Source organism: Aeromonas sp. R4-1, from assembly GCF_040908325.1.
Lineage (GTDB): Bacteria > Pseudomonadota > Gammaproteobacteria > Enterobacterales > Aeromonadaceae > Aeromonas > Aeromonas veronii.
Genome location: NZ_JBFODM010000060.1, coordinates 17,044 through 32,004 on the forward strand (window position 1 = coordinate 17,044; position 14,961 = coordinate 32,004).

General features: G+C 59.8%; 13 protein-coding genes and 1 pseudogene. 10 read left to right on the top strand and 4 right to left on the bottom strand.

Features of this window, described 5'->3' with window-relative positions; genetic code table 11:
* Positions 1 to 184: 184 nt before the first annotated feature.
* From hslR to AB5Y90_RS09670, 8 genes are all read left to right on the top strand, one after another.
* Positions 185 to 583 carry a ribosome-associated heat shock protein Hsp15 gene (hslR, locus tag AB5Y90_RS09635; RefSeq protein ID WP_005356527.1) on the top strand — a complete coding sequence of 133 codons (399 nt, stop codon included), beginning with the start codon at positions 185 to 187 and terminating at the stop codon, positions 581 to 583.
* Positions 584 to 660: 77 nt separating this feature from the next.
* Entirely contained in the window at positions 661 to 1,545 is an 885-nt protein-coding gene (hslO, locus tag AB5Y90_RS09640) for an Hsp33 family molecular chaperone HslO (RefSeq protein WP_162517420.1), read from the top strand.
* A 149-nt stretch (positions 1,546 to 1,694) separates the two neighbouring features.
* On the top strand, positions 1,695 to 3,320 hold the full coding sequence (pckA, locus tag AB5Y90_RS09645; RefSeq protein ID WP_307896123.1) for a phosphoenolpyruvate carboxykinase (ATP): 1,626 nt from the start codon (positions 1,695 to 1,697) through the stop codon (positions 3,318 to 3,320).
* Between the two features lie 193 nt (positions 3,321 to 3,513).
* Positions 3,514 to 4,179: a GntR family transcriptional regulator gene (locus AB5Y90_RS09650; RefSeq protein ID WP_005340138.1), complete on the top strand. Its 666-nt coding sequence runs from the start codon at positions 3,514 to 3,516 to the stop codon at positions 4,177 to 4,179.
* 33 nt (positions 4,180 to 4,212) lie between these two features.
* Positions 4,213 to 6,015: an aminopeptidase P family protein gene (locus tag AB5Y90_RS09655; RefSeq protein WP_005355029.1), complete on the top strand. Its 1,803-nt coding sequence runs from the start codon at positions 4,213 to 4,215 to the stop codon at positions 6,013 to 6,015.
* 87 nt (positions 6,016 to 6,102) lie between these two features.
* Positions 6,103 to 6,507: a nitrous oxide-stimulated promoter family protein gene (locus tag AB5Y90_RS09660; protein WP_005356534.1), complete on the top strand. Its 405-nt coding sequence runs from the start codon at positions 6,103 to 6,105 to the stop codon at positions 6,505 to 6,507.
* A gap of 112 nt (positions 6,508 to 6,619) precedes the next feature.
* A complete protein-coding gene (locus AB5Y90_RS09665; protein WP_307896122.1) occupies positions 6,620 to 7,117 on the top strand; it encodes a GNAT family N-acetyltransferase in 498 nt (165 codons plus the stop codon).
* Between the two features lie 97 nt (positions 7,118 to 7,214).
* Positions 7,215 to 7,682 carry a glycine zipper 2TM domain-containing protein gene (locus tag AB5Y90_RS09670; RefSeq protein ID WP_005340126.1) on the top strand — a complete coding sequence of 156 codons (468 nt, stop codon included), beginning with the start codon at positions 7,215 to 7,217 and terminating at the stop codon, positions 7,680 to 7,682.
* Between the two features lie 82 nt (positions 7,683 to 7,764).
* Here the strand turns inward: AB5Y90_RS09670 and amt are convergent, their stop codons facing one another.
* Complete coding sequence (gene amt, locus AB5Y90_RS09675; protein ID WP_307896121.1) at positions 7,765 to 9,192, bottom strand: ammonium transporter; 1,428 nt, start codon at positions 9,190 to 9,192, stop codon at positions 7,765 to 7,767.
* A 505-nt stretch (positions 9,193 to 9,697) separates the two neighbouring features.
* On the opposite strand from amt, the gene AB5Y90_RS09680 reads away from it, so the two are divergent.
* Complete coding sequence (locus AB5Y90_RS09680) at positions 9,698 to 10,621, top strand: GGDEF domain-containing protein (RefSeq protein WP_307896119.1); 924 nt, start codon at positions 9,698 to 9,700, stop codon at positions 10,619 to 10,621.
* Positions 10,622 to 10,711: 90 nt separating this feature from the next.
* Here the strand turns inward: AB5Y90_RS09680 and AB5Y90_RS09685 are convergent.
* Positions 10,712 to 11,335: pseudogene (locus tag AB5Y90_RS09685) on the bottom strand (outer membrane beta-barrel protein).
* Positions 11,336 to 11,587: 252 nt separating this feature from the next.
* Between AB5Y90_RS09685 and AB5Y90_RS09690 the strand changes: the two are divergent.
* Positions 11,588 to 12,226 (top strand): exopolysaccharide biosynthesis protein, encoded by a 639-nt coding sequence (locus AB5Y90_RS09690; RefSeq protein ID WP_368166841.1) that lies wholly within the window; start codon positions 11,588 to 11,590, stop codon positions 12,224 to 12,226.
* Between the two features lie 64 nt (positions 12,227 to 12,290).
* Here the strand turns inward: AB5Y90_RS09690 and AB5Y90_RS09695 are convergent, their stop codons facing one another.
* Positions 12,291 to 13,565: an amino acid permease gene (locus tag AB5Y90_RS09695; RefSeq protein ID WP_307896116.1), complete on the bottom strand. Its 1,275-nt coding sequence runs from the start codon at positions 13,563 to 13,565 to the stop codon at positions 12,291 to 12,293.
* Positions 13,566 to 14,036: 471 nt separating this feature from the next.
* Complete coding sequence (locus tag AB5Y90_RS09700; RefSeq protein WP_257124229.1) at positions 14,037 to 14,927, bottom strand: sensor domain-containing diguanylate cyclase; 891 nt, start codon at positions 14,925 to 14,927, stop codon at positions 14,037 to 14,039.
* Positions 14,928 to 14,961 lie beyond the last annotated feature (34 nt).

A 14,961-nucleotide genomic window follows, 5' to 3' on the forward strand; every position in this document is an offset into this window, starting at 1 on the left:
GGCCCCTCCCAGCCCCCATGAATACCCGATAAAGCAGCGGCTTTCCCTTGTGAATCAGCAAACTGCCCATATGTTGCATCACCTTGACATGGTTTGCGCCCCGCGCGGCGGTGGCCCGGTTTCTATCCCGAGCCCGTGCTCTGGTATAATCGACCACCTCTTTTCCCCGTTATGGAGCCTGTTCATGCCCAATCATGCAGAAAGTGCCCTCGAGGTTCGTCTCGACAAGTGGTTGTGGGCAGCCCGTTTCTACAAGACCCGCTCCGTGGCGCGGGATCAGATCGACGGGGGCAAGGTGCACTACAATGGTCAGCGCAGCAAACCGGGCAAGCAGGTCGAAGTGGGTGCATTGATCCGCTTCTGGCAGGGGCAGGACGAACGCGAAGTGCGGGTGCTGGCCTTGAGCGAGCAGCGCAAATCGGCTCCGCTGGCCCAGCAGCTCTATGAAGAGACCGCCGAGAGCCTGAAAAAACGGGCCGAGAACAGCGAGGCGCGCCGCTTCAACAGCCAGTTTGCCCCCAGCCCCGAGCGCCGCCCCGACAAGCAGGAGCGACGCCAGTTGCTCAAGGTCAAACAGTACTGACCGACCCCGATTTGATACCGGGCTGGCCTCAACCCCAGCCCGCCCGATTTACCTCACCGAAAAGCCAGGAATACATGATGAGCAACCAAGATCTGCTGTATCGCTATCTGTTTGAAGAGTACGAAGTGCGTGGCGAGCTGGTCCAGCTGGATCACACCTACCGCCACGTAGTGGAAGCCCAGAACTACCCGGTGCAGGTGCAAAAACTGCTGGGCGAGCTGCTGGTCGCCACCAGCCTGCTGACCGCCACCCTCAAGTTTGAAGGCTCCATTACCGTACAGCTGCAGGGCGATGGCCCGGTGCGTCTGGCCGTGATCAACGGTGACAACAACCAGCAGCTGCGCGGCGTGGCCCGCTATGAAGGGGAGCTGCCGAACGATGGCAAGCTGCAGAGCCTGATTGGCAATGGCCAACTGATCATCACCATCACCCCGGAGCAGGGCGAGCGCTATCAGGGCATCATAGCGCTGGACGCCGATACTCTGGCGGGCTGCCTGGAGCACTACTTCGCCCGCTCCGAACAGCTGGCCACCAAGCTGTGGATCCGCACCGGCTACCACGAAGGTGCGCCGCGTGCTGCCGGCATCATGCTGCAGGAGCTGCCCGCCCAGAGCGAGGATCACAGCAACGATTTCGATCACCTGACCCAGCTCACCAGCACCATCAAGGATGAAGAGCTGTTCGGCCTGCAGGCAGAAGAGATCCTCTACCGTCTCTACCATCAGGACAAGGTGCGGGTGTTCGATCCGCAGGCGGTCGAGTTCCGCTGCACCTGCTCCCGCGAGCGCTGCGAAGGGGCCCTGTTGCAGATAGAAAAGGAAGAGGTGATGGAGATGGTGCAGGAGCTCGGCAAGATCGACATGCACTGTGATTATTGCGGCGCCCAGTACCAATTTAATGGGATCGATGTCGAAACCCTGTTCAGCAGGGCTCCCGGCAATGATGCAAACCAGTTACACTAATTGAAGGCGGGCAAAACCCGCCTTTAACTTTAATAACAAAAAAATACCCTATTTTATAAAGTTTGATGGCGATCGCTAAACTCTACCACCTAAGTGATAGGATGACCGTCAGATAGAACCCTACCAACCTCTGAACCCAGGAGAATACAATGACAATCGTGGCAGAACCCACCCTGGCCCAACAATTAGGACTGGACCAGTACGGCATCAAAAACAGCCAAGAAATCGTTCGCAACCCCTCTTACGAGCAGCTTTTCGCGGAAGAGACACGCCCTGACCTGGAAGGGTTCGAGTGCGGTGTGGTGACCGAGCTGGGCGCCGTCAACGTAAACACCGGTATCTTCACCGGTCGCTCCCCGAAAGATAAATATATCGTCAAAGATGCCACTACCCAGGATACTGTATGGTGGTCTGACCAGGGTAAAAACGATAACAAAGCCATTACCCCCGAAGTGTGGTCACATCTGAAAGGGCTGGTCACCAAACAGCTCTCCGGCAAGCGCCTGTTTGTGGTCGATGGCTTCTGCGGTGCCAACCCGGATACCCGCCTGGCCGTGCGCATCATCACCGAGGTGGCCTGGCAGGCACACTTCGTGAAAAACATGTTCATCCGCCCGAGCGATGAAGAGCTGAAAACCTTCAAGCCTGACTTCGTGGTGATGAACGGTGCCAAGTGCACCAACCCGAACTGGAAAGAGCAGGGTCTCAACTCCGAGAACTTCGTTGCCTTCAACATGACCGAGAAGATGCAGCTCATCGGTGGCACCTGGTACGGTGGCGAGATGAAGAAGGGCATGTTCTCCATGATGAACTACTTCCTGCCCCTGCGCGGCATTGCCTCCATGCACTGCTCCGCCAACGTGGGTCAGGACGGCGACGTGGCCATCTTCTTCGGCCTCTCCGGCACCGGCAAGACCACCCTCTCCACCGATCCCAAGCGTCAGCTGATCGGCGATGACGAGCACGGCTGGGATGACCACGGCGTGTTCAACTTCGAAGGGGGCTGCTACGCCAAGACCATCAAGCTCTCCGAAGAGGCGGAGCCGGACATCTACCACGCCATCCGTCGCGATGCGCTGCTGGAGAACGTGACCGTTGCTGCCGATGGCACCATCGACTTCGATGATGGCTCCAAGACCGAGAACACCCGCGTCTCCTACCCCATCTATCACATCGACAACATCGTCAAGCCGGTCTCCAAGGCAGGTCACGCCACCAAGGTGATCTTCCTGACTGCCGACGCCTTCGGCGTGCTGCCTCCGGTCTCCAAACTGACCAAGGAGCAGACCAAGTACCACTTCCTCTCTGGCTTCACCGCCAAACTGGCCGGTACCGAGCGCGGCATCACAGAGCCGACTCCGACCTTCTCCTCCTGCTTCGGCGCAGCCTTCCTCTCCCTGCACCCGACCAAGTACGGTCAGGAGCTGGTGAAACGGATGGAAGCGGCAGGTGCAGAGGCCTATCTGGTCAACACCGGCTGGAACGGCACCGGCAAGCGCATCTCCATCAAGGATACCCGCGCCATCATCGACGCCATCCTGGATGGCTCCATCGAGAAGGCCGAGACCAAGGTGCTGCCGATCTTCAATCTGGAGATCCCGACCGCGCTGCACGATGTGAACCCGGCGATCCTCGACCCGCGCGACACTTACGCCGACAAGGCCGAGTGGGATGCCAAGGCCGTCGATCTGGCAGGGCGCTTCATCAAGAACTTCGAGCGCTTCACCGATAACGACGAAGGCAAACGTCTGGTTGCGGCAGGCCCGCAGCTGTAACAGGCTCGCTTCGTATCAGTGACATCATGCCGGTCAGCCACGCTGACCGGCATTTTTGTTTTTGTGGAGCCCCGAACGCTGCAATCGCCCCCGTTAAAAGGGCCAAAACCTTGCCTTTGCCTGTTGTGACAGGTTAGATTCAGCCAAACTTTATACAATATACAATTCTGTAACGCCCAATCGTGACCCGACCATGACCCCACCCTACAAGACCCGAACCCAGATGGTGATGGAAAACCTCCGTGGCCGGATCCTCCGTGGGGAGTTCCCCGCTGGCGCCCCCTTGCGTCAGGATGCCATAGCCAAAGAGCTGGCCGTGAGCCGCATCCCGGTGCGCGAAGCCCTGATGCAGCTGGAAGCGCAGGGGCTGGTGAAGTTCGAAGCCCATCGCGGAGCCGTGGTCACCATGCTGGACGCCTCGGCCATTGAAGAGCTCTTTTATTTGCGAGCGCTGCTGGAAGCCGATACCCTGTTTCACGCCGTCGACAAGATGACGGAAGCCACCTTCGCGCAAGCGGAGGCGATCCTCGCCCAGTTTGATCACGCCCTGGAGTCAGGCACCCAGATCGAACATTGGGCCGAGTTGAACCACAGCTTTCACGCCACCCTCTATCAGGCAGCCGGTCGCCCCCAGGCACTTGAACTGATCGCCCAGATCAATCTGAGCTGTGACCGCTATGTCCGCTTCGAGCTGCTCTTTGCCAGCGACGGGGTGGACAAGGCGGAGCGTGAACACGCCCAATTGCTGGAACTGTGCCGCGCCCGGCGCAAGCACGAGGCGGTGGTGCTGCTCAGGCAGCATATCGAAGCAGCAGGTCAGTCGATCAAGCGGATCCTGGCCAGCGGCCATAAAAACTGAACACTCATATAGCAACCATCTGGCACTAACGACATGAATAATTTCGAGATAATTGAAACCCGCGTCGCCCAAGTCAGGGCCGAGCTGGCCATGCAGGAGTTGGACGCCTTTATCGTCCCCCACGATGATGAGCACCTCGGCGAGTACATCCCCGCCTATGCCGAGCGGCTTGACTGGATCACCGGTTTCAACGGCTCTGCCGGCGTCGCCATCATCATGGCCCAGCGGGCAGCCCTCTTTGTCGATGGTCGCTATACGGTACAGGCGCGGATGCAAACTCCCGCCGAACTGTTCGAATTCCTCCACCTCATTGAAAATCCCCATGTGCAATGGCTGGCCGAGCAACTGCCGTCAGGCTCCCGGGTCGGCTTCGATGCCCGCCTGCACAGCCTGACCTGGTACAAGAATGCCAAGGCCGTGCTGGCCGACCGCGGTATCGAGCTGATCCGCGTCGAGCAGAACCCCATCGACCTGAACTGGAGCGATCGCCCGGAGCCGACCAAGAGCCCGGTCATCCTCTACAGCGAGGAGTTGGCGGGCCAGTCCAGCCAGTCCAAACGTGAACAGCTGGCAGCCGACCTGCGCAAGCGCGGGCTGGATGCCGTGCTGCTGACCCAGGCCGAGCCCATCAACTGGCTGCTCAACCTGCGTGGCCGCGACATCGACCGGCTGCCGGTGGTACTGGGCTTTGCCGTGCTCTACGCCAACACCAGCATGGATTTCTTCGTCGATACCGACAAAATTGACTGCTTCGCCTTCACCCAGCACGTGGGGCAGGACGTCTCCGTCTACCCCATCGACAAGCTGGGCGACGTGTTGCAGCGCATCGGTGAAGATCAGCAGAAGGTGCTGGCCGATCCGGACAGCGCCAACGCCTGGACCCAGCTCGTCATGGAAGAGGCGGGCGCCATTCTGGTGGCAGGGCAAGACCCCACCATGCTGCCGAAAGCATGCAAGAACGAAATCGAACTGACCGGCATGCGTGCCGCTCATCTGCGCGATGGTGTGGCCATGACCCGCTTCCTCGCCTGGCTGGATCGGCTGGTCGCCTCCGGCGAGTTCGAGGGGGTGGATGAAGGCACTCTGGCCGATCAGGTGGAAGCGTTCCGCCGCGAGCAGGAGCACTACGTCGAGCCGAGCTTCGATACCATCTCCGCGCTCGGCCCCAACGCCGCCATGTGCCACTACCACCACACCAATGGCACCCCCCGTGCGTTCGGTCAGGACAGCCTCTATCTGCTGGACTCCGGCGCCCAGTATATGGATGGCACCACCGACATCACCCGCACCATCAAGGTGGGTGAGGTGAGCGACGAGCAGAAAGCGATGTTTACCCGGGTACTGCAGGGCCATATCGCGCTGGATCAGGCCCGCTTCCCCCGTGGCACCGCCGGTATCCAACTCGACGTGCTGGCCCGCATGCCGCTGTGGCAAGCCGGTTACAACTACGACCACGGCACCGGCCACGGCGTCGGCCACTTCCTGAGCGTCCACGAAGGGCCCCAGCGCATCGCGCCGAAAGGGAGCATGGTTGCCCTGCAACCGGGCATGGTGCTCTCCAACGAGCCGGGCTACTACCGTGAAGATGGCTTTGGCATCCGTTGCGAAAACCTGGTAGTCGTGACCGAGCTGGAACAGGTTGGCGAGCTGCCGATGCTGGGCTTCGAGCGCCTGACCTACGTGCCGTTCGATACCCGCCTGATCGACCGCAGCCTGCTGAGCCCGGCCGAATTCCGCTGGATCAACGAATACCATGTCGAGGTGTTCCGCCGCCTGAGCCCGCTGCTCGAGGGCGAGGATCTCGCCTGGCTGGAGCAGGCAACCAGCCTCATCTGATGACACAGGGCCTGCGGGCCCTGTTTTTTATCCCCCCTTTTGACCTGTATCAACACCCCAAGCGAGCAGGTCAGGAGAATGGCGGCCATGAAAAGTCATCATGCCAGCCCAGCCCGGGGCTCACACGCCGCAGCCAGCAAAAAGGCGAGTGACCATCCCAGACTCATGCGCGAGCAGCAGACGGTCAGCGCCATGATCCGCCTCTACTGCCAGCACCATCATCAGGATCCCCATTGCCGCCACTGTCGCCAGTTGCGGGATTTCGCCCATCAGCGCCTACGTCGCTGCCGTTATGGCCACGGCCACAAACCCACCTGTGCCAACTGCAATATCCACTGCTACGCACCGGCGATGCGCAAACAGATCCAGCAGGTGATGAAGTGGAGCGGCCCGCGCATGTTGCTGCGCCACCCCTGGCTCACCCTCCGCCATCTGCTCGACGGCTTGCGCAAAGCTCCCAAACTGCCCCAGAGCCGCCCCCTGCCGCCATAACCGCCAATCCCTTGCATCCGGCAGGGGATGACCACTACCCTATGACTCCTTTTCTGCCGTTGACCCCAAGGTCAGCGGCGTTGCCGATCCGTTTGCTGCCAATGGAGTCCTGATGCACCACAACCCGCCCCTGCTACGCGCCGCTACCCACAATGACATGCACGCCATCTGGCAGATCGATGCCAAGGTGTTTGGCGAAGATGTCTATCCCGCCTTCTTCTTCCGTCAGGCGATGGATTTGTGGCCCGAGTTGTTGCTGGTGGCCGAATACGAGGGGCAGCTGGTGGGTTATGTGCTGGGGGGATTCGGTCAGGAGCGGTCGCAAGGCTGGGTACTCTCGCTGGCGGTGCTGCCCGAGGCTCGCGGTTTTGGTCTGGCCGAGCGAATGATGCGCCAGATGGAGGCCAACCAGCAGGCGCTGCAGATCAGCGAACTGCGGCTCACGGTCGATCCGGCCAATCCGGCCCAGCGCCTCTACTACCGGCTCGGTTACACATTGCAGGCGGAAATAGCCGACTATTTCGGCCCCGGAGAAGACCGTTTGCTGCTGGTTAAAACCCTCTCCGGTACAGCTGCGATTCAAGGACAAAACCGGTTACAGAACGCATAATTGGTTACATTTTGCCGATTTCATGTGTGACGGGGTTGGAGTAAAGTTCACTCATCAACCGGATTGTTCAAATTACGTGCAGCCCAGGAGGCCCACCATGTTGAAGCGTATGACCCTTATTGCCCTGCTGGCAGCGACCACCATCACCGGATGCGCCAACAGTGACGTTTACTCTGGCGATGTTTACACCAAGGACCGCGCCAAACAGGTGCAGACCGTCAGCTACGGCACCATCATCTCCACCCGCCCGGTGAAGATCCAGGCCGATGAGAACTCCCTGATTGGCACCATTGGCGGCGCCGTGGTCGGTGGCCTGCTGGGCAGCACAGTCGGTGGCGGCACCGGACGCGACATCGCAGCCGCAGGCGGCGCCATCGCCGGTGCAGCGGCAGGCAACGCCATCGGCAACAAGATGAATCAGGTCGACGGTGTCGAGCTGGAGATCAAGAAAGAGAACGGCGAAGCCATCGTGGTCGTGCAGAAAGCCAGCCCCACCTTCACCCCGGGCGCCCGTGTACGCATGACCCAGGGCAATGGCAGCATCAACGTGGCCGTCGTGAATTAAGCGTGTGAACTCAGGCTTTGCAGCTTTAGAGTCATAAAAAAACCGCCGGTTCCGGCGGTTTTTTGTTGTCTGGCATTCGGGATTACATGCTGTAAGCCTTCTCGCCGTGGGAGGTGACATCCAGCCCTTCCCGCTCGGCATCGCCATTCACCCGCAGACCCACCAGCATGTCGACCGCCTTGAAGGCAATCGCCGCCACGGCACCGGACCAGAGCAGAGTGACACCGACCCCGACAGCCTGGATCTTCACCTGAGTCAGGATGGAGTAGCCCTCGGCAACCTGATTGGTGACATAGTCCCACACCCCGGTACCGCCCAGATCCGGGCTGGCAAAAACGCCGGTCAGCAGGGCGCCGAGAATACCGCACACCCCGTGTACGCCAAACACGTCCAGACTGTCATCGGCCCCCAGCAGGCGCTTGAGACCGTGGACACCCCACAGACCCGCCACGCCACTGATAAGGCCCATCACCAGACCACCGCCAACTCCGACGAAACCGGCTGCCGGGGTGATCACCACCAGACCGGACACCGCACCAGAGGCTGCACCCAGCAGGGAGGGACGCCCTTTCATCACCCACTCGGCCAAGGTCCATGAGAGAGCTGCTGCAGCCGGCGCCACCCAGGTGTTGATAAAGGCGAGAGCGGCGATACCGTTGGCTTCCAGCGCGGAGCCCGCGTTGAAACCGAACCAGCCGAACCAGAGCAGGGAGGCGCCGATCATGGTCATGGTCAGGCTGTGGGGGGTCATAGGATCACGACCGTAGCCCAGACGCTTGCCCACCAGATAGGCACCCACCAAACCCGCCACGGCGGCGTTGATGTGCACCACTGTGCCGCCTGCAAAATCCAGCGCACCATGCTGGAACAGATAACCCGCAGTGGCGGTCGCTGTGGCCGCAGCCTCGGCGCTGGTATAGGCATCCGGACCCGCCCAGTACCACACCATATGAGCCAGCGGGATGTAGGCGAAGGTGAACCAGATCACCGAGAAGAGCAGCACGGCAGCGAACTTGATGCGCTCGGCAAACGCCCCCACGATAAGGCCGCAGGTGATGGCGGCAAAGGCCCCCTGGAACACCACATAGATCAGCTCGCTGATCCCGACACCCTTGCTGAAGGTGGCGGCGATGGAGTCAGGGGTCACACCCTTGAGCAGCACCTTGCTGAAGGAGCCGTAGAAATTTCCCCCCTCGGTAAAGGCCAGCGAATAGCCGTAGATCACCCAGAGCACGCAGATAAGGCAGAACAGGGTAAAGACCTGCATCAGCACACTCAGCATGTTTTTGGCCCGCACCAGACCACCGTAGAAGAGGGCCAGACCGGGGATCGACATCAGGATCACCAGCGCCGCCGAGAGCAGCATCCAGGTGTTGTCACCCTTGTTGATTGTCATGGCGGCAACCGGCGCCACCGCCGCCTGTACCTGAGCGACCTCTTCGGCCCAACTTGGGGTAACCAGCAAGGCAGGCAACATCGTCAGACCCGCCATCATCCATTTTTTGACCATAGAGCACTCTCCTTCCCTGTCGTACCGGTACAAGACCGGCTCCGTTTCCCTGATTGAATCTGTGGCGAACCGCAAGGTGTTGCTGCAACCCGCCAGAATCACACCCGTGCCCGGCACGGGGATGCCTCTTGCCACTTCCTCATCACTGCATCTGCCGTCGATGACCGCAAGAGACCGTCTGACATCTAAAAAGCATAAAGCGGGCCATAAATTTAAATCCTTTTAAATCATTGCATTAGAAAGATCACACATCATCAACGCACCAATTTGGCGCATGAGCTGCGCTAACCTGCCCAGGGTCGCCCTGTCACAGGGCAGGCGATACTTCACGCACCAGAAGTGCGCAAACCCTGAGCCAGCCCACAAGCTGACGTCATCGATATCGCGCGCTGCGGGCACGCTCGTTTACACTGACAGACCAGCCGTTTCCTGTTATCCGACCACGGCATGCCATTACGCAGCCTCTTGTTTGCAACCTGATGGCAGGCCCAATCCGAGGAACACCATGCAGTTCGATCGTCTCGACATCAGCCTCTCCCACTACCGTCATCTCGACCGGGAGCATCGCGCCCACATCGCGCTGCTGGGGATAGTGATGCTGGCCATCATGGCCCTTCATCTGTTGCTGCTGCCCCACTTCCCTTACGAGCGCTTTTACGCCGTCAGCTTTGGCTTCGAGGTGATCAACTGGCTCACCATGCTGTTCCTGTTCTGGGTGGTGCAGTGCGCCCACCTGCCCACCCACACCTACCGCATGCTCTCCTGCGGTCTGATGTTGTGGATCATGGGGGCCACCGCCGACATCATGGATGAGCTGGTGGCGCAGCCACTCTGGCTCGCCATCTATGCCGAGGATTTGCTGCGCTCCAGCGGCATCCTGCTCAGCAGCATCGGCATCCTGAGCACCATGCACCACCTCTTCCACATCAATACCCAGCTCAGACAACAGGCGCTGTTCGACGATCTGACCCGGCTGCCAAACCGGCGCTACTTTCATCAGCAGCTGTTTCTGGAACAGGGGATTTGCCACGCCCTCATCCTGCTGGATCTGGATCACTTCAAGCGGATCAATGACAACTACGGTCACGATATCGGGGATCGGGTGTTGCAGCAGTTTGGCGAGCTGTTGCAACAGCACTGCCCGCCCGGTGCGCTGGCGGCCCGTGTCGGGGGTAAAGAGTTTGCCCTGCTGCTGCCCGTCGCCCACGAAGCCGAGCTACAGCAACTGGCCAACACCCTGCTCACTGCGACCCGCACCATAGCACCCGACCCGGCCCATACCATGACGGTCAGCCTGGGAGTGGGGATCCGCGAGCCCAAGGAGCCGGCAGTCTCGCTATTCAAACGGGTGGATCAGGCGCTTTATGGCGCCAAGGAGGCGGGCAGAAACTGCGCGGTATGGGCAACGCCGACTAACAAGGAGGTATGAAGATCTGCAGGTTGATTGCCGATCACGGCGAAACATTGCTGCTGAAACAGGGGCCCAATGGCCCCTGTTTCATGGGGAAAATCCCCTCGCTTAAAAGCGGAAGGTAAGACCGATATTGGCCTGCCACTGGGTTACCAGCTCCCCGCGCACCTTGAACACGCACTGCTCCGGGTTGCAGAGAAACTGGTTGTTGTCGTTGACCAGCGAGCCATAACCGCGCACCTCGGCCCGCAGCGCCAGATGCTCGGCGAGGCGCGGTTGCACCCCAAGCGCCAGCGACATGGAAGGGGTCACCTCGCTGTCGTAGGCGGCAAAGCGGGTCACCCCGATCCCGGCGCCGATTTAGGGCGCCATCAGGTTGTCAAAGAGGGTCAGCGCACCGGCAAAGTGCAAAGTATCCACCGTCAGGCGATCCGGCTGGTCGGGAGAGAGGGTGGTGGACTGATGGCTGTAGAGCAGCTCGATCATGCCGGGATCATCCACCTCCTTGCTGATAAAGAGGCCCCAGCTGCCGGAGCCCTGTCCCTGCAGTGAATCAAACGATGCAGAAAGCGGCACCGGCTGCACCACATCGTCACTCTTCTCGAAGTCGATGGCTGAGCTGTAACCGAAAAATGGCGTCACCTGCCAACCGGATGTGGTCGCGGCCTCGCTACTCCAGGCCTGCCCCAGTGGCAGCAACAATCCCATCATCACTATCCCGGCTCTCTTCATCATCATCCCCTGCTCCCTGTGTGATTGTGCAGAAAGCATACCAGAGGCGTCCTAGGCCCATCCTAAATGGCGGCTGTACCGGATCACTTTCATCGCGGGATTTCCCTCTCACCGGAACCTCTGCCGAGCCGCCCCACTGGCGCCGCTATGCCCCCCCCGCCACCATTCATCGGCGGTTAACCTCTGCCACGTATGCTGGCGCCAAAGCGGGTCATAGGGACCTGTCATCACCACTCAGAAGGACATCAGGGAATGGTTGCCGCGCAACTTCACGACCCCCAAACCACCCTCGCGGATACCCTGCGGGCCACCGCGCACGCCATCGACGAAAGCCACATCAGCCTGCGCCAGATGCTGGAGCTGGTGGGCGAACAGGGCATGCTGCTGTTTTGCGTGCTGCTCACCGTCTCCTTTCTGTTGCCGGTCTCCATCCCCGGTGTCAGCACCCCGTTTGGCCTGCTGATCCTTTTTATCGGTATAGGCATCACCCTCAACCGGGTGCCCTGGCTACCCGCCATGCTGATGGAGCGCCGCTTCGCCGCCGACCAGCTCAAGCCGACCCTGCACAAGGGGGCGGATCTGCTGGCCCGGGTCGATCGCGTTATCCGCCCGCGCCTGCTGGTGCTGACCGGCAGCAACACGGTCAACCGCTGCAACGGCCTGCTGATCATGCTGGCCGCCCTGCTGCTGATGCTGCCCTTGGGCGCCATCCCGTTTACCAACGCCATGCCTGCCTGGGCCATCCTGCTGCTGGCCACCGGCATGTTGCAGCGGGACGGTCTGTTCGTCGCCAGCGGCTATCTGCTGGTAAGCGCAACCCTGGTCTGGTTCAGCGTGCTGGCCATCGGCTTGCTGATGGCGGGCCAGAGCGCCAGCGGCCTACTCGGCTAACCCCGATGCACAGAAAAAGGGCGACCAGATGGTCGCCCTTTTTGATTTGTGGGATACCGCCCGGTCAAAGCAGATCGTAGATAAGGGCCGAGATGGCAAGCAGCCCCATCACCAACACAAAAAGGGTACTCGGCCCGCGATAACGCTTGAGGGCGGGCAGACGATAGATGGAACAGGCCGGCAGCAGGAACAGGATCACCGCGATGAGCGGCCCGCTCACCTTCTCGATGATCTCCAGCACGTTCGGATTGAGGTAGGTAATCACCCCGGTCACCACGAACAGGATCACCGACGAGACCCGCGCGATAGTCGTTTCACGCAGGGAAAGACCCAGCCCCTGACAGGCGCCGCTCACCATGCTCACCGTCCCCTCGCTCACCCCCATGGAGGTGCCGAGGAAGGATTTGGACATGGCCAGAATGGCGATAAGCGGCCCCACATAGGCGATCAGCGGATTGGAGAACTTGTTCGCCAGCGCCGACAGCACCGAGATATTGTCGATGCGCGCCTGCGCCATCTCGGCCTGACTCAGGCTCATCACGCAGCTCACCACGAAGAAGAGCACGCTGCCGCAAATCAGCAGGCTGCTGCACTTGATGATCCGCTTGGCACGCAGGTCGGCACTCTCTTGGCAACGCTTCTTCTGCGCCGCACTGAAGGAGGAGATGATAGGCGCATGGCTGAACGAAAACACCATCACCGGCACGATCAGCCAGAGGGATTTCCAGAACGCCGGATCACGCCAGTCCACCGCCTGACTCTCGCTGAAGTAGGAGAGGCTCCACTGGGGCAGCAGATAGATGGAGAGGCCAATCAGAAAGGCGACCATCGGTAGCGCCAGCACGCTGATGGCCGACACTACGATCTGTTTGCCGGCCAGCAGCACCAGATGCAGGCCCAGCATCACCCCCAGCACCAGCAAGCCGCGCGGCAGCTCGGCATCCCCCAGCTGGTGAACAGCGAAGCTCTGGATCGCGTTGGTGATGGAGATGCTGTAGACCAGAATGATGGGGTAGAAGGCCATCAGATAGATCAGCATCAGCAGCTTGCCCGCCTTGGCACCGAAGTGCTCCTCCACCACATGGGTGATATCCCCTTCCCGATGGGAACTGGAGAGCACAAAGCGGCTCAATGCCCGGTGGGAATAATAAGAGAGCGGAAAAGCCAGCAATAAAATAAATAGCAAAATAACCGGAGAATTACTGCCAACAGTAATAGGGAGAAATAACGTACCGGCACCGACAGCAGTGGCATATAGGCCCATGGTCCATACCGAATCGCTTTTCTCCCATTTAAATTTTGAAACAGGGTTACTCTTTTCAGCAATAGAAACACTCATTGCAATATATACCTTATTAATCTGTCATCATTATTTTTATTAGCCCGAATAACAGGCTGGAGATATGTCGTTGCATATCGCCCTGCACATGAAAAAACAACGCCGCCAGCGGCCAACAGGGCCACCGGAGAGAAACGGAGCGGCCACGCTACCATCGTTGAAATCGCTATCCGGGTCAAGGTTAATAATTCATGACTGTTTGAATCGGAATGTTTCAAAAGACAACAGGATGTATCACATTCGTCACCCAAAACCCGATTCACGCCTGTTTGATAACATACCGATAAAACCTCATGCTGTTGCCCAACAACACAAATAAGACCAGCGATCAGGCCGATAATATTAACACCTTAAGCTGTGGAATATGAGTTAAATAATACGGCCAACTTTTCTACTAATTGACAGTGATGTCAGCCAATTTATTCAGGGTAAAAGCGCAGGCTATTTCCCACAGCGACCGGAGCGGCACTTTCAACCTGCCGGGCAGTGCGCCACCCGGTTGCGGCCTGCCCGCTTGGCCCGATAGAGCCACTCGTCGGCCCGAGCCAGCGCCTGATTGATCTCCTCCTCCGGCTGCACCAGGGTTGTACCCAGACTGACCGTGATGGCGACCGGATCGGCAGGCAACGCTTCGACGGCGGCACGGATCTGCTCCGCCATCTGCAGCAAACCGGCTTCATCGATCCGCGGCAGCAGGATCAGAAACTCCTCGCCACCGCTGCGTACAAAGAGGTCGTCCGCCCGCAACAGGGCATCGATACAACTACTGAAGCGCTGCAAGGCCCGATCTCCCTGCTGGTGGCCGTAACGATCGTTGAGCTGCTTGAAGTGATCGATGTCGAGCATGATAAGACCACAGGGGGCTTCCCCTGCCCGCAACGGCTGGCAGTGCTCGAAGAAGAAACGGCGGTTGTAGAGGCCGGTCAGCTGGTCGGTTTCACTCTGGCGCAGCAGTCGCTGCTGCAACTCGTACTGGCGGGTGATATTGCGGGTCACCCAGGCCACCGCCCGCTTGCCGTCATAGAGGGAGGGCAGCGGCGCAATCTTGCCCTCAAAACGCTGTATCCCTTGCGGCCCGGCGGCGGCATTGATCCCCCCCACCTCGGCTGCGGAGAGCTCATACTCCACCACCCGCACCTGACCGCTCGCCAGCGACTCGGCTACCTGCGCCTTGACCCACATGGCCATCTCGGGTGGCAGCACATCGGCCAGCTGCTTGCCCGCCAGCGGATTGCCATCGTGATAGGATTGCTGCTCCATGCCGCCGATATATTCCACGTAATAGCCATCTTCACTGAGGATAAAGACGGGATCTGGCAGCTGGGCCATCACTTCATAAAGCTGGGTTACCGAAAGCGCCACGGAGACTCCTGTACTTCAGCGTCAAACAGGGGGG